Raw genomic sequence first — 18,519 nt, 5'->3', positions numbered from 1 at the left:
GACCGAACCCGAGCCGACCCCGGCCCGGCGGACGAGGAGGTCCACCCGATGTCCCTGACCCTCAGCGCACGACCACGATCCGGTGCGCGTCCCTGGCGGCTGACCGCCGCGGCCGGCGCGGCGCTCCTGGGCCTGCTCACCGGTTGCAGCGACTCCGGGGGCGGCGAGGTGGAGGCGGCGGCGATCGACCGCCTGGAGCTGATGGCCCCGGCCGACCCCGGTGGCGGCTGGGACTCGACCGCCCGGGCGCTGGCCGCCTCCATCGAGGAGGCCGAGCTCGCCGGGAGCACCCAGGTCACCAACGTCGGCGGTGCCGGCGGCACCGTGGGCCTGGCCGAGCTCGCCAACGAGCGCAGCGAGGAGTTCCTGATGGTGATGGGCCTGGTGATGCTGGGCGCCATCGAGACCAACCAGTCCCAGGCCACGCTGGAGGACAGCACCCCGATCGCGCGGCTCACGGCCGAGGACGAGATCGTCGTCGTGCCCGCCGACTCGCCGTACCAGGACATCCAGGACCTGGTCGACGACATGAAGGCCAACGGCCGGGCGGTGTCGATCGCCGGCGGCTCGGCCGGCGGGACCGACCACATCCTGGCCGGGCTGATCGCCCAGGCCGGTGACGTGCCGATCGAGGACCTGAACTACGTGGCCTACTCCGGTGGCGGTGAGTCCCTGGCCGCACTGCTGGGAAGCCAGGTCTCCGCCGGCATCTCGGGTGTCTCCGAGTACGCCGAGCAGATCGAGGCCGGCGAGCTGCGCGCGCTGGCCGTCTCCGGCGCCGAGCGGGTCGAGGGCATCGACGCCCCCACGCTGACCGAGGCGGGGCTGGACGTCGAGCTCAGCAACTGGCGCGGCGTCGTCGGACCGCCGGACCTGTCCGACGAGGCCCGGCAGAACCTGATCGACCTCGTCGACGAGGCGGTCCAGTCCGACGCCTGGCAGGAGCGGCTGGAGCTCAACGACTGGGAGGACACCTACCTGTCCGGCGACGAGTTCGATGCCTTCCTCGAGGAGGAGCAGCAGCGGGTGCGCGGTGTCCTGCAGGACATCGGGCTGGTGGAGTGAGCTCGTCTGCAGCCGCTGAGGACCACGCCCGCACCGGTACGCCGGGGCGGGCGTGGTCCTGGGCAGAGGCTGCCTTCCCCGTGGGGCTGCTCGCGCTGGGGGTCTTCACCCTGGTCGACGCCAGCACCATCGTCGCGCCCAGCTCGGTGAACACCGTGGGCCCGCAGGCCTTCCCGTACGCGGTCGGGGTGCTGCTGGTGCTCACCTCCCTCGCGCTCTTCGTCGACCTGGCCCGCGGGCGCGGTGGCGCCGCCGAGGAGGGGGAGGACGTCGATCCGTCGGCCACCACCGACTGGCCCACCGTGCTCAAGCTGACCGGGTCCTTCGCCGCCCTGGTCGTCCTGGTGGAACCCCTCGGCTGGCCCATCGCGGCGACCGTGCTCTTCGCCGGCGCCGCCTGGTCGCTGGGCGCCCGCCCCTGGTGGCGGCCCGTGCTCGTGGGGGCCGTGCTCGCCTTCACCACCCAGGTGCTGTTCACCCAGCTGCTGGACCTCTACCTGCCGGCCGGACCGCTGGAGGGAGTGAGCTTCCTTGGGTGACTTCGGCGCGCTGCTCGACGGGTTCGCCACCGCCCTGCAGCCGATGTACCTGCTGTACGCGCTGATCGGCGTCACGTTGGGCACCGCCGTCGGCGTCCTGCCCGGCATCGGCCCGGCGATGACCTTGGCGCTGCTCCTGCCGCTGACCTACTCGCTGGAGCCCACCGCGGCCTTCATCATGTTCGCCGGCATCTACTACGGCGGCATGTACGGCGGGTCGACCACGTCCATCCTGCTCAACGCACCCGGTGAGTCCTCCTCCATCATCACCGCCCTGGAGGGCAACCGGATGGCCAAGGCCGGCCGGGGCTCGGCCGCGCTGGCCACCGCGGCCATCGGCTCGTTCGTGGCCGGCACGATCGCCACCGTGGCACTGACCCTGGTGGCGCCGACGATCGCCCGCCTGGCGGTCCAGCTCGGCCCGGCGGACTACGTCGCCCTGCTGGTGCTCGCCTTCCTGACGGTGGCCGCGGTGCTGGGCTCCAGCCCGCCCCGGGGGATCGCCTCGCTCGGGATCGGGCTGTTCCTCGGCCTGGTCGGCACCGACACGCTCACCGGTCAGCAGCGGTTCACCCTGGGGCTGCCCGCGCTCGCCGACGGCATCGACGTCGTGGTCGTGGCGGTCGGGGTCTTCGCCGTCGGGGAGGCGCTGTACGTCGCCTCCCGGCTGCGCCGCGGCCCCATCCCGTTGGTGCCGGCCGGCAAGGGCTGGATGACCAAGCAGGACTGGAGCCGCTCCTGGAAGCCGTGGCTGCGCGGCACCGCCATCGGCTTCCCGATCGGCACCCTCCCGGCCGGTGGGGCCGAGGTCGGGACCTTCCTGTCCTACTCGGCGGAACGGAAGCTCTCCAAGCACCCCGAGGAGTTCGGCAAGGGCGCCATCGAGGGCGTCGCCGGCCCGGAGGCGGCCAACAACGCCTCGGCGGCCGGGGTCCTGGTGCCCCTGCTCACCCTCGGCCTCCCCACCTCAGCCACAGCGGCGATCCTCATCTCCGCCTTCCAGAGCTACGGGATCCAGCCGGGGCCACTGCTGTTCCAGGACGAGTCGGCGCTGATCTGGGCCCTGATCGCCAGCCTCTACATCGGCAACGTCCTGCTGCTGGTGCTGAACCTGCCGTTGGTGGGCATCTGGGTGAAGCTGCTGCAGATCCCCCGGCCCTACCTGTACGCCGGCATCCTCACCTTCGCCGCACTGGGCAGCTACTCCGTCGGCGCCTCGACCGAGGACCTGGTCCTGCTGTTCCTCCTCGGCCTGCTCGGCTGGGCGATGCGCAACTTCGGCTTCCCGATCGCGCCGGCGGTGGTCGGCCTGATCCTGGGCCCCATCGCCGAGGAGCAGCTCCGCCGCGCCCTGGCCATCAGCCAGGGCGACGCCACGGTCCTGGTCACGAGTCCCTTCGCGGCGGTCGTGTACGCGGCGCTCGTGGTCTTCCTGTTCCTGGGCTGGTGGCTCCGCCGCCGCCAGGCCCGTACCGAGGCAGAGCTGGCCGCCGTGGCCGCCACGCCTGCCGAGTCCGAGAGGAGTTCGTCATGACGATCGTGGTGGGCTACGTGCCCAAGCCGGAGGGCCGCGCGGCTCTCCGGGCGGCCGTGGAGGAGGCCGACCTGCGCGGCGAGGGCCTCCACGTGCTGAACACCTCGCGCGGGGACGCCTACGTCGATCCGTCGTACGCCAGTCCCGAGGACCTCGCCGAGGTCCGCGGCCTCCTGGAGGAGACCGGCCTGCGCTTCGAGCTCGACCAGCGCGTCGGCGGCCGGGGCGGGGCGGAGGAGGTGGCGGCGACCGCGGCGCGGCTGGGCGCCTCGCTCATCGTGATCGGCATCCGCCGGCGTTCGCCCACCGGCAAGCTGGTCTTCGGCAGCGACGCCCAGCGCATCCTCCTGGACGCCGAGTGCCCGGTGCTGGCGGTCAAGGCACCGGCTGCCGACTGACCAGGGTGGGGGTCGCCGTCCCGACGGCGACCCCCACCAGCCGGCGACTCAGCCGGTGAGGACGTGCACCAGCGCGCCGGCCGCACCGGCCAGCACGAGGACGACGATGAACGGCGCCCGCAGCGCGAGCGCGACCGCCGCCACCGCGAGCCCGGCCAGCCGGCCGTCGACCGTCAGCTGCGGCCCCGACGTCGCAGCCTGGACGGCGACCAGCGCGGCCAGCAGCGCCGCCGGCACGAACTCCACCACCCGGGTCACCCACGGCCGCTCCACCCAGGCCGCGGGCACCGAGAGACCGGCCAGCTTCAGCAGGTAGCAGCCCAGCGAGCCGGCCAGCACCACCGCCCACAGCGTGCCGCTGCTCACGCTGCCGCCGTCCGCCGCGGCCGGCCGGCCAGCGCCACCGCGACCACGGCCAGCACCACCTGCACCCCGGCCGGCACGAACGGGGTGAGCGCCAGCGCGATCACCGCACCGCCGAGCGCCACCCGCCGCTGCACGCCCGGCTCCCGCGCCGAGCGCTGCAACCGGGGCCACAGCAGCGCCAGGAAGGCCGCCGGCACGACGGCGTCCAGCGCGGCCTGCGCCGTCTCCCCCAGCGCCGCTGCCCCCAGCGAGCCGATCAGCGTCGTGACGTTCCAGCCGAGGTAGATCGTGGCGCCGGTGACCCAGAACGCCAGCCGGCCCAGCTCCCGGTCCGGCGCGGCGACCGCCATCGCCGTCGTCTCGTCGATCACCCAGTGCGCCGCCCCGGCCCGGCGCAGCCAGCCCCGCGGCGCCAGCATCGGGGCGAGCCGGACGCCGTAGACGGTGTTGCGGGTGCCCAGCAGCAGGGCGCTGCCGACGGCGGAGAGCGCGCCACCGCCGGCACCGAGGACGCCGATCATCGCGAACTGGGAGGCCCCGGTGAACATCAGCGCCGACGTCGCCAGCGCCTGCCAGGTGTCCAGCCCGGCCCCGGCCGCCGCGGCGCCGAAGGCGATCCCGTACAGCCCCACCGCCACGCCGAGCCCGACGGCGTCCCGGAGGGTGGCGGTGCGGGCATCGGACGGCACGGGCCGACCCTAGGCGGCCCCCCCGGCCGGTCAGGGCCGGGGGCGCCGCGGTCAGGAGCCGGCGCCCACCGGCTCCTCGACCACCGGGCAGGCCGGGAAGAGGTCCCGGGTCCCGCCGGTCTGCGGCACCGTGAACGCACACCCGAGGTCCGCCTCGGCCACCGCGTTCCGGTTCAGCACGTCCTCCCCTGCCGGCCGCACCACCGGGCCGCCCCCCTCGAGGGACTCGACCCAGGTCACCAGGTCGGTGAAGGTCTGTGCCGCCTCCTCCGGGCTGAACTCGCAGTGCCCGACCGACCGGACCGTCCGCTGCACCAGCAGCCCGCCGGTGCCCTGGAGCGCGGCCTCGGCGGCGTAGATCCGCTGGTGCTCGAACGGCACGAACATGTCACCGATCGTGTGCACCGACAGGACCGGGACGGAGAAGTCGGCGTCCAGCTGGATGATCGGCGCCTTCCCGGTCTCCTTGCGGGTGCCAGGCGCGGCCTCGACCCGCTCGATCCGGGAGTTCAGCGTCGAGCCGTCCGGGAAGGTGAAGGTGGTCGGGTACAGCCGATCGGCGTTCTCGGCCACCGAGCCGGCGGTGAGCCCACCCAGCGTCCCGGTCGGGTCGTCGGCGAACCGGCCCAGGTTGAAGGTCAGCCCCTCCCAGTAGGTGAAGGCGGCCTCGTCGGCCGGCCGGGGGCCGCCGGTCAGGTCGATCACGACGTCCTGGAAGGTCTCCCCCCGCTCGGTCAGCTCGGGGTTGGGCCCGGTGGGCGAGGTGGGCAGCCCCAGGGTCGTCTTGATCTCGGCGATCGCGGCCTGGTAGGCCTCGGTCGACGTCACCGGGTACGCATCGACCTCGGCCAGCGTCTGCGCCACCAGGTTGTAGTCCAGTCGGATGTCGAACTGGGCCAGGTCCCCCATGACCCCGCACATCGGCGCGGCACCGGCCCAGTCCACCCGCTGCCGCTCCACCAGGGCGCCGATGATGTGGCCGCCCATGGACACCCCCTGCAGGTAGCGGTCGTCGGCCGGGGCGACGAGTCGGTCGAAGAGCCGGGCCAGCCGTTCCGTCGAGGTGACCCCGGCCCGGATGTCGTACCGGTTGGCGGAGTAGGACGACGCCGCCCATGCGTAGCCCGCGTCGATGTAGGCCTGGCGCAGCTCGAAGGAGGGGCTGTCCACCCAGAGCACCGTCCCGGTGCCGCGGTAGCCGTGCTCCCAGAACACCACGTCGCCGTTCCAGCCCTCGGTGGGCACCTCGATCCGGTAGCCGGCGCCCTTCTCCACGCCGGTCAGGACCCGGGTCCGCGGCTGGCCCTCCGCGTCCAGCAGCGGGGTGAAGGCCTCGCCCGGCTGCCCGGTGGCCGGGTCGTAGTCGAAGGCCGGGTCGGCGACCGTCCACTCGATGTCCCGGGCGGGCACCGCCGGCAGCGACGGCGACTGCTGGGCCTCCTGGAACCCCGGGGCCACCGGGCCCTCGGGTCCGCGTCGGTCGTCCGTGGCACCGGCGGTGCCGGCCCACCCGCCGAGCAGCAGGGCCGTGGCGGCGGTGACCGCGCAGAGCCGGGTGGAGCGGTGCTGGAACTGGGTCATGGGGAGGTCTCCCGACTGCTCGACGGTGAGCTGCGCCACTGGGCGCCTCATCATGACCACGCACCGCAGTGCTGTCACCCGGTGACTCTGGGGCACCGGCGGGTCGTGCCGGGCGCGCCGGGCGGCCATCGGGCGCCAACGGCCATCGCCCCCACCGGACCAGGGTCGGCCGGTTCACACCCGCTGGCCCGGGGCGGGTCGATCAGCCGCCGTACAGTGGGGCTCGCCGGCGCGCGGGCCCCGCACGGGCCCGGAATCCGCAGGCTCCCCGTCGAAGGAGACACAACCCGCATGTCCGACACGCTGACCGGATCCCCGGAGCTGGACGCCGTGAACGCGGCGCTGGCGACCGTCCAGGATCCCGAGATCAACCGTCCGCTGCCCGAGCTGGGCATGGTCAAGGACGTGCAGATCGGCGTCGGCGGCGACCCGGGCGCGGTGCGCATCGAGGTCTACCTGACCGTCGCCGGCTGCCCGATGCGCGAGACCATCACCAACCGCGTCACCCAGGCCGTCTCCGCGGTCCCCGGCGTCACCTCCGTCCAGGTCGGCCTGGACGTCATGAGCGACGAGCAGCGCACCGAGCTGCGCAAGACGGTCCGCGGCAGCGACACCGCCGAGCCGGTGATCCCCTTCGCCCAGCCCGGCTCGCTGACCCGCGTCTACGCGGTCGCCTCGGGCAAGGGCGGGGTCGGCAAGTCCAGCGTCACCGTCAACCTCGCCGCAGCGCTGGCCAAGAAGGGCCTGTCGGTGGGCGTCGTGGACGCCGACATCTACGGCCACTCGGTGCCTCGGATGCTCGGCGTGGACGACAAGCCGACCCAGGTCGACAACATGATCATGCCGCCGCAGTCCTACGGCGTGAAGGTCATCTCGATCGGCATGTTCACCCCGGGCAACACCCCCGTGGTCTGGCGTGGCCCGATGCTGCACCGTGCGCTGCAGCAGTTCCTCGCCGACGTGTGGTGGGGCGACCTGGACGTGCTGCTGATGGACCTCCCGCCCGGCACCGGTGACGTGGCGATCTCGGTGGCCCAGCTGGTGCCCAACGCCGAGATCCTGGTCGTGACGACGCCGCAGCTCGCCGCCGCCGAGGTGGCGGAGCGGGCCGGTGCGATCGCCACCCAGACCCACCAGCAGGTCGTCGGGGTCGTGGAGAACATGTCCTGGCTGGAGCTGCCCGACGGCTCCCGGATGGAGGTCTTCGGTTCCGGCGGTGGTCAGGCCGTCTCCGACGCGCTCACCAAGACCCTCGGTGCGCGGGTGCCGCTGCTGGGCCAGATCCCGCTGGACACCCGGCTGCGCGAGGCCGGTGACGCCGGTGCGCCGATCGTGCTCGCCCAGCCCGACGCCCCCGCCGCCCAGTCGCTGTCCGCGATCGCTGACGCCCTCGCCGTCCGCCAGCGCGGGCTGTCCGGCATGTCGCTGGGGCTGACCCCCGTCAAGCGCTAGTCACGCTCAGCACCACAGAGGCCGGTCACCCCGCGGGGGTGACCGGCCTCTGCTGTTCCCGGTCGGCCTCGGTGCAGCGTCCCGCGTCGAGCGTCAGCGAGAGGTGGGGGGCACCGAGGTCCTTCCTCAGGTGGCGTCGACGTCGAACGGCGGCGGGGTGCTCGCGTCCCGGCTGCCGGTCATCTGCCCTGCCGTGGCACGGCCCGCCGTGGCGGCGGTCGCCCCTGCTGCGGTCGCCCCGGCGGCGGTGCTCACGGTGCGGGCCGGGGCGTCGTCGTCGCCCATCAGCTGGGAGCGGATGAAGGTCTTCGGGTGGTACTGCCGCAGGTCGATGTCACGCAGGTGGTCGAAGTCGTCGCCCAGAGTGTCGTGCAGCTGCCCGCGCACCCCGGTGACCGCGTCACGCGCCTTCTTCAACCCGCTGGCTGCGTCCTTGGCCAGCGTGGGGAGCCGGTCGGGCCCGAAGATGAACAGCGCCGCCAGCGCCAGGACGACGATCTCGCCCCAGCCGATCGAGTCGAACACCGCTCCTCCTCGCGCCCACCGCGCACCGCGGTCGTGTCCAGCGTAGGTGGACCGCCTTGCTGTCAGGAGACCCGCAGCCCAACAGTGGCAGAAGGACCCCCTTCTCCCCACGCTTCGCAAGCTCAGCGCGGGCCCGGAAGGGGGCCTAGGCCATGCCGAGGGTGACGTCGACCTCGCGGGAGCTGCCGCCCCGCACCAGCTCCAGCGTGACAGTGTCACCCGGCTCGTGGGCGTCGACCTCGACTGCCAGCTCCTCCGAGCTGCGCACCGGTTCGCCGTCGACCGCGATCACCACGTCCTGCTCCTGCACCCCGGCCTCGGCGGCACCGCTGTCCGGCTCGACGTTGAGCACCAGCGCCCCGTCGCGGGTGCCGTCGGTCACCGTGCGGGCGTTCACCCCGAGCGAGGCGTGCACCGCCGTCCCGGTGCTGATCAGCTCCTCGCTGATGTCCCGCACCGTGTCGATCGGGATGGCGAAGCCGAGGCCGATCGAACCGCCGGTGGTGCCTGCGCCCGCCACCGAGGCGATCGCGGTGTTAATCCCGATGACCGCGCCGGTGGCGTCGACGAGGGCACCTCCGGAGTTGCCCGGGTTGATCGGCGCGTCGGTCTGCACGGCGCTGATCACGGCGTTGGTGTCGCTTCCATCGCCGGACAGCCGCACCGGGCGGTCCAGCGCGCTGACGATGCCGCTGGTGACCGTGCCGGCCAGGCCCAGCGGTGAACCGATGGCCACCACCGGGTCGCCGACGACCAGGTCGCTGACGCTGCCGAGGGACGCCGCGACCAGGCCGGGCTTGTCCACCTTGAGGACGGCGAGGTCGCTGGCCGGGTCCCGGCCGACGATGCGGGCGGTCGAACCGCTGCCGTCGCTGAAGACCGCGCGGATCTCTGCGCCCTCGACGTCGGCCGCACCGGAGATCACGTGGTTGTTGGTGACGATGTAGCCGCCGTCGGCGTCCACCACGACGCCGGACCCGGTGGCGCCTGCGCCGGCCAGCCGGACCTCGATGGAGACCACGGCGGGCATGATCCGGCCGGCGATGTCGGAGATCGAACCGGGCTCCCGACTGGTGCCCGGAGACACCTCGGAGAGCTGGGTGCCCTCGGCCAGCAGCGGCGCCTCGTCGGCCGTCCGGCCCAGGTACCAGGCGGTCGTGCCACCGACCATGCCGACCAGCAGCAGGCTCAACAGCGCCAGCACGGTCAGCCGGACGGAGAGGTCGCGGACCCGGACCTTGCGGCGGCCCTGCGGGTCGAGCACCACCGGGCCGGACTGCTGCGGCTCCTCGGGGTACTGCGCGGGCGCACCGAGCGCGGCGGGGGCGTGCGGGTCACGCCACGGGTCTGCCGCGGCGTCGGGCTTCCAGAACGGGGCAGCGGCGGTGCGCCGCCGCGCAGGACGGCCACCGGGGGGCTCACCCAGACCGGTGGCTCCGTCCCGCGGCGCGAACGCCCGGAGCACGGCCTCCGGCGGCGGCGGGGGCAGCGGCCGGGGTGCGGGCACGGGACGGTCGGCGCCGAAGGACCCCTCGACCGCGGCCGGCCGGCCGAAGGCGGCCTGCTGCTCGGGCTGGGGGGTCGGGGCGGGTGGCGTGTGCGGCTGCAGCCGGGAGCCGGTCGGCGCGAAGGCGCCCGTCGTCCCCGCGGGTCGACCGTAGGCCGCCGACTGCTCCTCGGGCCGGCCGGGCGTGTGGGCGGAGTCAGGGAGCCGTGAGCCCGCGTCGGACGGCTCGGTGCCGGGCGTCGCGCTCAGGGCGTCCCACCATCCGCCAGGCCGGTGCGGGAACCGACGGTGAACGCCCGCACCACCGGCGGGACGATGTCGGTGCGCTCGGTCGGCGCCGTGTACCGGACGGGGCCGGCGACCGGCTCCCGGCTCGGCAGGTCGGCGGTGGGCAGGTTGACGGCGAGCACCGCGACGCCCAGGCCGAGCCCGGCCAGCGCCCCGGTCATCCCCCGCCGCAGCCAGCGGGCGCCGCCGTCGGAACGGGGTGCCGTCTCGGTGGGGGCCAACGGGATCGCCCAGGAGCCACCCGCGCCGGTGGCGGTGAGCCCGTCGGAACCGGCGCTCAGCGAGCCCAGCCCGCCGCCGGGGCCGGCGGCCGTGAACGGGATGGCCTGCAGCCGGGAGAGGAGGTCACCGGGGACCGCGACGTCGACGCCGTGCCGCAGTGCGTCCTTGGCCTCGCGCTGCGCGGCGACCGCCATCCGGCACTGCGCGCAGCCGGTCAGGTGCCGGGCCGCCCGGTTCGCCGCACCGCCGGAGAGCTCTCCGTCGACGAGGGCGGCGATCGCCTCCTGGGCGAGGTGGCTCTCCGGGATGCTCACGACACCTCCACGGCGGGGACGGGCCGACCCGGGGCGAGGTGGGCCAGCGCCTCGCGCAACTGCACGCGACCACGGTGGATGCGGCTGCGCACGGTGCCCAGCTTGATGCCGAGGGTCGCCGAGATCTCCTCGTAGGTGAGGCCCTCGATGTCGCACAGCACGACCGCGACCCGGAACTCCGGGGACAGCGCGTCGAGGGCGGCCTGGATCTGCGGGTCGAGGTGGGTGTCGGCGTACACCTGCTCCGGGGACGGCGCGGAGCCGGGCAGCCGCTCGGTGTCCTCGGGCAGGGCGTCGAAGCGGATGCGCTGCCGGCGACGCACCATGTCCAGGAACAGGTTGGTCGTGATCCGGTGCAGCCAGCCCTCGAAGGTGCCCGGCGAGAAGTCGGCGAGCGAGCGGAACACCCGGACGAAGGTCTCCTGGGTGAGGTCCTCGGCGTCCTGCTGGTTGCCCGAGAGCCGGTAGGCCAGCCGGTAGACCCGCGCCGAGTGGTCCCGGACGACCTGCTCCCAGGTGGGCGCCACCCAGCCCTCGGCCGCGGCGGCCGCGGGCTCGAGGTCGGCAGGGGCCGCCGACCCGGTCGCGGAGGGCTCGGTCACGGACCCAGGATCGCAGACGGCCGCGCTCGACACCTCCCCTGCAGGCGTGGACCGCTCGGTGGAGCGCTGACTGGTGGTACGCGAGAGACGCACGTCCAGTGCAACGGTCGGGCGCGGCCGGTGTTCCCGCGCGGTGCAGACACACAGCCGGTTGCCAGGCAGCCGGCCGGGTCGTGTCGGCCTCTCCACCCGGCCGGGCGGCGACCCCGCCCCCGCCACTACCCTCGCCCGGTGACCAGCGTTGCCGGACCGCCCCCCACCGGCGGCACCCCGACCGACGCGGCGACCTATGCCGACAGCTTCGCCGCCGAGACCCCCGCCCAGGTGGCCGCCCGCCAGCGCGCCGTGACCTCGGCCGACGCGTTCGGGACCCAGGTCCCGGTCGAGCCGGCCGTGGGCGCGACGCTCTCCGTGCTCGCCGCGGCCTGCGACGCCCGCTCGGTGGTGTCCATCGGCAGCGGCGGCGGGGTGGCCGGACTCTGGCTGCTCCAGGGGATGCGCCCCGACGGCGTCCTCACCGCCCTGGACGCCGACCCGGCCGAGCTGCGTGCCGCCCGGCAGGCCTTCACCGAGGCCGGCGTCCCCAGCGGGCGCACCCGACTGATCTTCGGCACGCCCGGGGAGGTGCTGCCGCGGCTGTCCCCCGGCGCCTACGACCTGGTCAGCTGCGCCGGCCCGCCGCTGGAGTACGCCGGCAACCTGACCGGCCTGCTGGGGCTGATCCGGCACAGCGGGTCGCTGATTTGCCACGGCCTGCTCGCCGAGGACAGGATCGCCGACCCCGCGGCCCGGGACGCGCAGACCGTCGCGTGGCGGGAGATCGCCCGGACCCTGCGCGAGGACGAGACGCTGACCTGCGCGGTGCTGCCGATCGGCACCGGCCTGCTGGTCGCCACCAAGCGCTCCTAGCGGTCCGGCCGCTCCTGGCGGAACGGGAACTCCGCCTCCGCGGCCCACGGTCCGCCCAGGTAGCGCCACAGCCCCAGGCCGCGGGCGGTCACCGTCGCCGGCACGAAGGACGCAGCCAGCTCGGCGTGCAGCGCCCGTGCGGTCTCCGGGGCGACCTTGTTCTGCACGGTCACGTGCGGGCGGGACCACTGCCGGTCCTGCCGGGTCAGCCACGGGTCGAAGGCGTCGGCCAGGCCGGCGCGCAGTGTCGTCAGCTCGGGCGCCGACAGGTCCAGCGCAACGCCACCACCGAGGAAGCGGACCCCGGTGACCGCCACCTCGAACGCCGGCCGCGCAGCCACCGCCGCCAGCTCGCGGCCGACGGCCGCCCGGTGCTCGCCGGGCAGTGCGTGGAACAGCGTCACGTGTGCCTGCAGTCGAAACACCCCTTCGCCCCCACCCCTCGCGAGCTCGGGGCGGGCCCCTCGAAGGGGCCGGGCCGGGAAGTGCGCCGTCCGCAGCCGGTCGAACCGCTGCTGCGCAGCCTCGTCCAGCAGCAGCGTCACGATCAGCGGTGCCGACACGGCCGGCTAGAGGATCGCGCGGGAGCCCTTGCCCAGGACGGTGATGCCGCTCGCGGTCACGTGGTACCGCTCCCGGTCCCGCTCGGGGTCGACCCCGATCTGCGCACCGGGCGGGACGACGACGTTCTTGTCCAGGATGGCGCGGCGCACGACGGCGCCCTCACCGATGTGGACGCCGTCCATCAGCACGCTGGCCTCGACCCGCGAACCCCGTTCCAGCCGCACGTTCGGTGCGACGACGGAGCCGTGCACCGAGCCGCCGTCGATGATCACCCCGGCGCTGACCATCGACTCCTCGGCCCGGCCGCCGAGCACGAACTTCGCCGGCGGCAGCATCGGCGGCAGCGTGTAGATCGGCCAACGGTCGTTGTAGAGGTTGAAGATCGGGCTGACCGAGACCAGGTCCATGTGCGAGTCGTAGTAGGCGTCCAGCGTCCCCACGTCACGCCAGTAGCCGTGGTCGCGCTCGGTCTCGCCGGGCACGACGTTGCTGCTGAAGTCGTAGACGTAGGCGTCGCCGGCGTCGGCCATCATCGGCATGATCGACCCGCCCATGTCGTGCACCGAGTTCTCGTCGGCGGCGTCGACCCGCAGGGCCTCGAGCAGCGCGTCGGTGGTGAAGACGTAGTTGCCCATCGAGGCGAACGTCTCCTCCGGGCTGCCCGGCATCCCCGGCGGGTCGGCCGGCTTCTCCAGGAACTGGCGCACCTTGCCGTTCTCGTCGGCGTCGATGACCCCGAAGGCGGTCGCCTCCTGGCGGGGCACCCGCAGGCCCGCGACGGTCACGCCGGCGCCGGTGGCCAGGTGCTGGTCGATCATCTGCGACGGGTCCATCCGGTACACGTGGTCGGCACCGAAGACGACGACGATCTCCGGCCGGTCGTCGTAGATCAGGTTGAGGCTCTGGTAGATCGCGTCGGCGCTGCCGGTGTACCAGCGCGGGCCCAGCCGCTGCTGCGCCGGCACCGGGGTGATGTAGCTGCCCAGCAGCGTCGACATCCGCCACACGGTGGTGATGTGCCGGTCCAGCGAGTGGCTCTTGTACTGGGTGAGCACCGCGATCCGCCGGATGTCGGCGTTGACCAGGCTGGAGAGCACGAAGTCGATGAGCCGGTAGTTGCCCCCGAAGGGGACCGCGGGCTTCGCCCGGTCCTGGGTCAGCGGGGCGAGCCGCTTCCCCTCACCACCTGCAAGGACGATGCCGAGCACCCGAGGACCACCACGCATGGACGGACCGTAACGGGTGCGCCCGCGGTTTGCCCCATCGACGGCGCGCGTCCACCACCTAGGGTGAGTCCGTGCGCGTCGGAGTGATCACCCGGGAATGGCCGCCGGACGTCTACGGAGGGGCCGGGGTGCACGTCGAGCACCTCGTCGCGGCCCTGCGTGGCCTCGAGCAGGGGCCGGAGCTGGACGTCCACTGTTTCGGTGGGCCACGTGCGGACGCGACCGGCCACGGGGTGCCGTCGGGGCTGCAGGCCGCCAACGGCGCGCTGCAGGCCGTCGGGGTCGACGTGGAGATCGCCGCCGCGCTGGCCGACGCCGAGCTGGTGCACTCGCACACCTGGTACGCCAACCACGCCGGGCACCTGGCCTCGCTGGTGCACGGCTCGGCGCACGTGGTGACCGCGCACTCGCTGGAGCCCCGCCGGCCGTGGAAGGCCGACCAGCTGGGCGGGGGCTACCGGCTCTCCTCCTGGGTGGAACGGACCGCCTACGCCTCCGCCGACGCGGTGATCGCGGTCAGCCGGGGCATGCGGGCCGACGTGCTCGAGGTCTACCCCGACCTGGACCCGGCGAAGGTGGTCGTGGTCGGCAACGGGGTCGACGCCCAGGCCTACCGGCCGGTCCAGGCACCCGACGTCGTCCGCTCGGTCGGGGTCGACCCCGACCGGCCGTACGCGCTGTTCGTCGGCCGGATCACCCGGCAGAAGGGGCTGGTGCACCTGCTGGCCGCGGCCGAGCAGCTGCCGGCGGAGGCCGGTCTGGTCCTCTGCGCGGGCGCACCCGACACCCCGGCCGAGCGCGCGCAGGTCGCCGACGCCGTGGCGGAGCTGCAGACCCGCCGCAGCGGCGTGGTCTGGATCGAGCAGATGCTGCCCCGCGAACAGCTGGTGCCGCTGATCACCGGGGCGACGGTCTTCGTCGTCCCGTCGGTGTACGAGCCCCTGGGCATCGTGAACCTGGAGGCCGCGGCCTGCGGCACCGCGGTCGTGGCCAGCGCCGTGGGCGGCATCCCGGAGGTCGTCGACGACGGCCGCACCGGGCTGCTGGTGCCCTACGACGCCGAGGACCCGGCCGCCTTCGCGGCCGGGCTGGCGGCGCGGATGGCCGAGCTGCTCGCCGACCCCGACCGCGCCGCCGCGATGGGCGCGGCCGGCCGGGAGCGGGTCCTGGCCGAGTTCGGCTGGCCGGCGATCGCCCAACAGACCGTCGAGGTCTACGAGTCGGTGCTCGCCGCCCGCGGCTGACCGGAGCTGCTCAGCCGTCCTCGTACAAGACGGTGCGGGCGCGCCCGGCCGCCTTCGCCCGGTACAGGGCGCTGTCGGCGCGGCGCATCAACTGGGACGTCGGCTCCCCCGGCTCGTGCTGGGCGACGCCGATCGACAGCGGCACGCCCGTGCAGGCGACCCGCAGCTGCTCGACCACCGCCAGTGCAGCCGGGCCGGCGTGGGCGGGCAGCAGCAGGGCGAACTCGTCCCCGCCGTGCCGGGCCAGCACCGATACGCGGGGCACCCGCGGCAGCCACTCGTCGGCGACGGTCCGGAGCAGCTCGTCGCCTGCGGCGTGCCCGTGCTGGTCGTTGATGGACTTGAAGTGGTCGATGTCCACCAGCGCCACGGACAGGTCGGTGCCGGTGCGCACGGCGACCCGCACGGTCTCCTCGAGCGCGTCGTCGAAGCCGCGCCGGTTGGCCAGGCCGGTGAGCCCGTCCAGGCTGGCCGCCGAGGCGCGCCGGGCGAGCGTGGCGACCACCAGGCCGATCGCGGCCATCACGACGGCGAGCGCGACCACCGGGCCGGTCGACACCCCGCTCAGCAGCAGGACGCCGGTGCAGGCGGCGAGCGCGAGGCCGAGGTAGGCCGAGGCCACGGGCAGGGTGAACAGGAAGAACGCCGCGACCGCGACGAAGGAGTAGATGCCGGCCAGCGCCACGGACGAGGCCGGATCGGGCGCCGCGTACACGACGGCGCTGATCAGCCCGGTGCCCAGGAAGACCATCAGGTGGAACACCGGTCGCGGCAGGTGGTGCCCCCAGCGGACCACCCCGGCGCCGGCCAACATCGCGATCAGGCCGATCGCGGTCAGCAGGGGCGAGACGGACCGCTCCCCGATCCCGCCGAACCCGACGACCGCGAGGACGGCGAGGCCGCCGGCCACGTACAGCGAGCCGATGACCGGGCCGATGATCCGGGCGGTCGCCACCTCGAGTCCGTTCCGCACCTGCCACCTCCCGGTCCTCGCCCTGTGCCCGGTGCTCGCTGGGCCCGGTGCCGGACGGTCCCGGCACCGGCGCGAGACCGGGCGGTTCCGTTGTGGGCAACCTAGCTGCTGGCTCCAGGCGTGCGGACCGGTTCCCGGCAGGACCTCACCCGGATCGGTCAGACGGCTCGGCCGGCACGGTGTCGATCTCGGCAGCCAGCGCCGTCAGCGCCCCGACCACCCGCGCCACCACCCGCCGCTCCGCCCGGTCCGGGCGCAGCAGCGCCTCCACCCGGCGCCCGGCCGGCACCCCGGTCAGCCGCAGCAACCGCACCCCGGGAAAGGCGGGCGTGGTGTGCCGGGGCAGCAGTGAGATCCCGTGCCCGGCCGCGACCATCGCCGTGGCGACCGTGAAGTCGTTGATCCGGTGGGCGATGCGCGGCGCTGCCCCGGACCGCGCCGCCACCGCGGCCAGCACCGGCGCCACGGGGAAGCCCTCCCGCACGGTGATCCACGCCTCGTCGGCGAGCTCCTCGGGGCCGATCACCCCCCGGCCGGCGAGCCGGTGCCCCGGGCTCACCGCGACGTCCAGCGGTTCCCGGAACAGCGGCACCACGCGCACGCCGGGAGGCCAGTCCGCGGCGCCGTCCGGCCGGTGGGCGACCACCACGTCGAAGCGATCGGTGAGGTCGGGGAAGTCGGCGAGCGCGACGTCCTCGTCGGCACACTCCAGCGTCACGCCGTCCCACCCGGCCACCGCGCCGAGCAGCCGGGGGAAGACCAGCTGCGCCGCGCTCTGGAAGGCCGAGACGCGCACCGTGCCGACGGGTGAGTCCCGATGGCCCTGGCAGGCCGCGCGGGCCCGCTCCACGGCGACGGCGACGTCGACCGCGGCATCGGCCAGCGCCGCACCCGCCGGGGTGAGCCGCAGCCCGCGCCCCACCCGCTCGGTGAGCGGCACGCCCATCTCCGCGGCGAGCCCGGCCAGTTGCTGGGAGACCGCCGACGGCGTCAGGTGCAGCACGGTGGCGGCCGCGGTCACCCCGCCCTGGCTGCGGACCGCGCGCAGCGTCTCCAGGGTGCGCAGATCCATGTAGCCATTCTGCACGGACGGTCAACGTCTCTTCACTGGAGTTGTACGACGCGGGGCGGCACGCTCATCTCGTGCCCCCTCGTGACCGCCTGCTCGCCTGCCTCGTCGCCGTGCTCTGGGGGTTGAACTTCACCGCCATCCACCTGTCGCTGCAGCAGTTCCCGCCCTTCGCGCTGGTGGCGCTGCGCTTCGCCCTCCTCGCCGTCCCGACGCTGTTGTTCGTGCCGCGCCCCGACGTCCCGCTGCGCTGGCTGATCGGCTACGGCACCGGGTTCGGCGTCCTGCAGTTCTTCTTCCTCTACCTGGCGATGGACACCGGCATGCCGACCGGACTGGCCTCCCTGGTGCTGCAGTCCTCGGCCCCGTTCACCGTGCTGCTGGCCGGGCTGCTGCTGCACGAGCGGCTCACCGCCCGCCAGCTCACCGGCATCGGCATCGCGGTCGCCGGGCTGGGCGGCATCGCCCTCTACCGGGCCGACCTCGGGGGCACCGCGCTGGCGCTGCCCGTGCTGCTCACCCTGTGCGGCGGGCTGGGCTGGGCGCTGGGCAACCTCTGCGCCCGGCAGGCGCGTTCCTCTGAGCCGCTCAAGCTCACCCTCTGGATCAGCGTGGTCCCCCCGGTGCCGATGCTCGGGGTCTCCCTGGTGGCCGAGGGCCCGGAGGCGATCGCCCGCTCCTTCACCACGCTGGGCAGTCAGCAGGGGCTGCTGGCGCTGGCGGGGCTGCTCTACACCGTCGTGGTGGCCACCCTGCTGGGGTCCGGGCTCTGGACGGCGCTGATGGCCCGGCACCCGTCGAGCACCGTCGCCCCCTTCTCGATGCTGGTGCCGGTGGTCGGCATCGGCACCTCGTGGCTGGTGCTCGGCGACAGCACGTCAGCGGTGGAGCTCGGCTGCGGCGCCCTCGTGGTCGCCGGGGTGCTGCTGGCGACCACGACCCGACGGACCCGTCGGGGGGTCCGTCAGGGCCAGATGGAGGCGACGATGATCGCCGAGACGGCCAGCGTCGCTCCGGCAGAGACCAGGCTGGCGGGGTGGAAGGCCACCTCGGTGAGGTGCTGGCCCAGCCGCCCGGGGGTGAGCAGGTCCAGCAGCAGGAACGCCAGCGCCTGGAGCAGGACACCGAGCAGCCCGAACACCACGGTGTAGAGCAGCGCCCGCCCGAACCCACTGGTCGCGTTGGTCCAGATGGTGGTGAACGCGATCGCGCCCTGGCCGAGGAACCCGGCCGCCAGCGCAATGCCGGCGTTGACCGAACGCTCCTCGTAGATGTGCCTGGCCAGGTGGCCGGGGGTGAGCAGGTCGAGAGCGAGGGCGCCCACCACGAGCAGCATGATGCCGACGCCGGTGTAGGCGACGGCGTAACCGATGCTGGCCAGCACAGAGGACCTCCGAGATGGGGGACGGCGGAGCGCTGAGCCTAGGGCCATCACCACATCGCCCCGTGGAA

Annotated in this window: 19 protein-coding genes and 1 pseudogene; 8 read left to right on the top strand and 12 right to left on the bottom strand. The window is 74.1% G+C overall.

The annotated features are described in order from the left end of the window. The first annotated feature begins 48 nt into the window (after window positions 1-48). The 4 genes from O2W16_RS20005 to O2W16_RS19990 are packed head-to-tail and all read left to right on the top strand — an operon-like array spanning window position 49 to window position 3,536. Window positions 49-1,065 carry a Bug family tripartite tricarboxylate transporter substrate binding protein gene (locus tag O2W16_RS20005; protein WP_269160588.1) on the top strand — a complete coding sequence of 339 codons (1,017 nt, stop codon included), beginning with the start codon at window positions 49-51 and terminating at the stop codon, window positions 1,063-1,065. Continuing rightward, complete coding sequence (locus O2W16_RS20000; protein WP_269160587.1) at window positions 1,062-1,604, top strand: tripartite tricarboxylate transporter TctB family protein; 543 nt, start codon at window positions 1,062-1,064, stop codon at window positions 1,602-1,604. The genes O2W16_RS20005 and O2W16_RS20000 overlap by 4 nt, the downstream gene beginning before the upstream one ends. After that, window positions 1,597-3,138, top strand: coding sequence for a tripartite tricarboxylate transporter permease (locus O2W16_RS19995; protein WP_269160586.1), 1,542 nt, complete (start codon window positions 1,597-1,599; stop codon window positions 3,136-3,138). The genes O2W16_RS20000 and O2W16_RS19995 overlap by 8 nt, the downstream gene beginning before the upstream one ends. Continuing rightward, window positions 3,135-3,536 carry a universal stress protein gene (locus O2W16_RS19990; protein WP_269160585.1) on the top strand — a complete coding sequence of 134 codons (402 nt, stop codon included), beginning with the start codon at window positions 3,135-3,137 and terminating at the stop codon, window positions 3,534-3,536. Before O2W16_RS19995 ends, O2W16_RS19990 begins: the two co-directional genes overlap by 4 nt. Before the next feature lie 48 nt (window positions 3,537-3,584). Here the strand turns inward: O2W16_RS19990 and O2W16_RS19985 are convergent, their stop codons facing one another. The 3 genes from O2W16_RS19985 to O2W16_RS19975 are packed head-to-tail and all read right to left on the bottom strand — an operon-like array spanning window position 3,585 to window position 6,172. Next, the gene (locus O2W16_RS19985; RefSeq protein WP_269160584.1) at window positions 3,585-3,902 is read right to left on the bottom strand and encodes an AzlD domain-containing protein; all 318 of its coding nucleotides are present in this window, start codon (window positions 3,900-3,902) and stop codon (window positions 3,585-3,587) included. Next, window positions 3,899-4,591: an AzlC family ABC transporter permease gene (locus tag O2W16_RS19980; protein ID WP_269160583.1), complete on the bottom strand. Its 693-nt coding sequence runs from the start codon at window positions 4,589-4,591 to the stop codon at window positions 3,899-3,901. Before O2W16_RS19980 ends, O2W16_RS19985 begins: the two co-directional genes overlap by 4 nt. A 51-nt stretch (window positions 4,592-4,642) precedes the next feature. After that, window positions 4,643-6,172, bottom strand: a complete 1,530-nt coding sequence (locus tag O2W16_RS19975; RefSeq protein WP_269160582.1) for an esterase — start codon at window positions 6,170-6,172, stop codon at window positions 4,643-4,645. Window positions 6,173-6,463: 291 nt separating this feature from the next. Here O2W16_RS19975 and O2W16_RS19970 point away from each other — a divergent pair, with 291 nt between their 5' ends. Further along, entirely contained in the window at window positions 6,464-7,624 is a 1,161-nt protein-coding gene (locus O2W16_RS19970; RefSeq protein WP_269160581.1) for an Mrp/NBP35 family ATP-binding protein, read from the top strand. A 126-nt stretch (window positions 7,625-7,750) separates the two neighbouring features. Here O2W16_RS19970 and O2W16_RS19965 read toward each other — a convergent pair whose 3' ends face one another. The 4 genes from O2W16_RS19965 to sigE all read right to left on the bottom strand — a co-directional run bounded on the left by O2W16_RS19965 (window position 7,751) and on the right by sigE (window position 11,082). After that, a complete protein-coding gene (locus tag O2W16_RS19965; protein WP_269160580.1) occupies window positions 7,751-8,149 on the bottom strand; it encodes a twin-arginine translocase TatA/TatE family subunit in 399 nt (132 codons plus the stop codon). A gap of 145 nt (window positions 8,150-8,294) precedes the next feature. Further along, window positions 8,295-9,656: a S1C family serine protease gene (locus O2W16_RS19960; protein ID WP_269160579.1), complete on the bottom strand. Its 1,362-nt coding sequence runs from the start codon at window positions 9,654-9,656 to the stop codon at window positions 8,295-8,297. 245 nt (window positions 9,657-9,901) lie between these two features. Then, window positions 9,902-10,480 carry an anti-sigma factor family protein gene (locus tag O2W16_RS19955; RefSeq protein ID WP_269160578.1) on the bottom strand — a complete coding sequence of 193 codons (579 nt, stop codon included), beginning with the start codon at window positions 10,478-10,480 and terminating at the stop codon, window positions 9,902-9,904. Continuing rightward, entirely contained in the window at window positions 10,477-11,082 is a 606-nt protein-coding gene (gene sigE / locus O2W16_RS19950) for an RNA polymerase sigma factor SigE (RefSeq protein ID WP_269160577.1), read from the bottom strand. Before sigE ends, O2W16_RS19955 begins: the two co-directional genes overlap by 4 nt. A gap of 231 nt (window positions 11,083-11,313) precedes the next feature. Here sigE and O2W16_RS19945 point away from each other — a divergent pair, with 231 nt between their 5' ends. Beyond that, window positions 11,314-11,991 (top strand): O-methyltransferase, encoded by a 678-nt coding sequence (locus O2W16_RS19945; RefSeq protein WP_269160576.1) that lies wholly within the window; start codon window positions 11,314-11,316, stop codon window positions 11,989-11,991. Here O2W16_RS19945 and O2W16_RS19940 read toward each other — a convergent pair. Continuing rightward, entirely contained in the window at window positions 11,988-12,554 is a 567-nt protein-coding gene (locus O2W16_RS19940) for a 2'-5' RNA ligase family protein (RefSeq protein WP_269160575.1), read from the bottom strand. The two genes, O2W16_RS19945 and O2W16_RS19940, sit on opposite strands and share 4 nt — an antisense overlap. A 6-nt stretch (window positions 12,555-12,560) precedes the next feature. Further along, the gene (gene glgC / locus O2W16_RS19935; RefSeq protein ID WP_269160574.1) at window positions 12,561-13,781 is read right to left on the bottom strand and encodes a glucose-1-phosphate adenylyltransferase; all 1,221 of its coding nucleotides are present in this window, start codon (window positions 13,779-13,781) and stop codon (window positions 12,561-12,563) included. A 71-nt stretch (window positions 13,782-13,852) separates the two neighbouring features. Here glgC and glgA point away from each other — a divergent pair, with 71 nt between their 5' ends. Continuing rightward, complete coding sequence (glgA, locus tag O2W16_RS19930) at window positions 13,853-15,025, top strand: glycogen synthase (protein WP_269160573.1); 1,173 nt, start codon at window positions 13,853-13,855, stop codon at window positions 15,023-15,025. 10 nt (window positions 15,026-15,035) lie between these two features. On the opposite strand, the gene O2W16_RS19925 is transcribed toward glgA, so the two are convergent. Together O2W16_RS19925 and O2W16_RS19920 are read right to left on the bottom strand one after the other, a co-directional pair. Next, window positions 15,036-15,998 (bottom strand): GGDEF domain-containing protein, encoded by a 963-nt coding sequence (locus tag O2W16_RS19925; RefSeq protein WP_269160572.1) that lies wholly within the window; start codon window positions 15,996-15,998, stop codon window positions 15,036-15,038. 145 nt (window positions 15,999-16,143) lie between these two features. Then, window positions 16,144-17,070 carry a LysR family transcriptional regulator gene (locus tag O2W16_RS19920; RefSeq protein ID WP_269160571.1) on the bottom strand — a complete coding sequence of 309 codons (927 nt, stop codon included), beginning with the start codon at window positions 17,068-17,070 and terminating at the stop codon, window positions 16,144-16,146. 71 nt (window positions 17,071-17,141) lie between these two features. Between O2W16_RS19920 and O2W16_RS19915 the strand changes: the two are divergent. After that, window positions 17,142-17,990, top strand: a pseudogene (locus O2W16_RS19915) (EamA family transporter); the annotation flags it as partial. Between the two features lie 41 nt (window positions 17,991-18,031). Here O2W16_RS19915 and O2W16_RS19910 read toward each other — a convergent pair. After that, on the bottom strand, window positions 18,032-18,451 hold the full coding sequence (locus tag O2W16_RS19910; protein WP_269160570.1) for a DUF350 domain-containing protein: 420 nt from the start codon (window positions 18,449-18,451) through the stop codon (window positions 18,032-18,034). Window positions 18,452-18,519: the final 68 nt, after the last annotated feature.

The sequence above is a fragment of the Modestobacter sp. VKM Ac-2984 genome (genome assembly GCF_026967985.1).
Taxonomy (GTDB): domain Bacteria; phylum Actinomycetota; class Actinomycetes; order Mycobacteriales; family Geodermatophilaceae; genus Modestobacter.
Note: the sequence above shows the minus strand (reverse complement) of the source record. Positions and strands in the feature narration are given on the sequence as shown.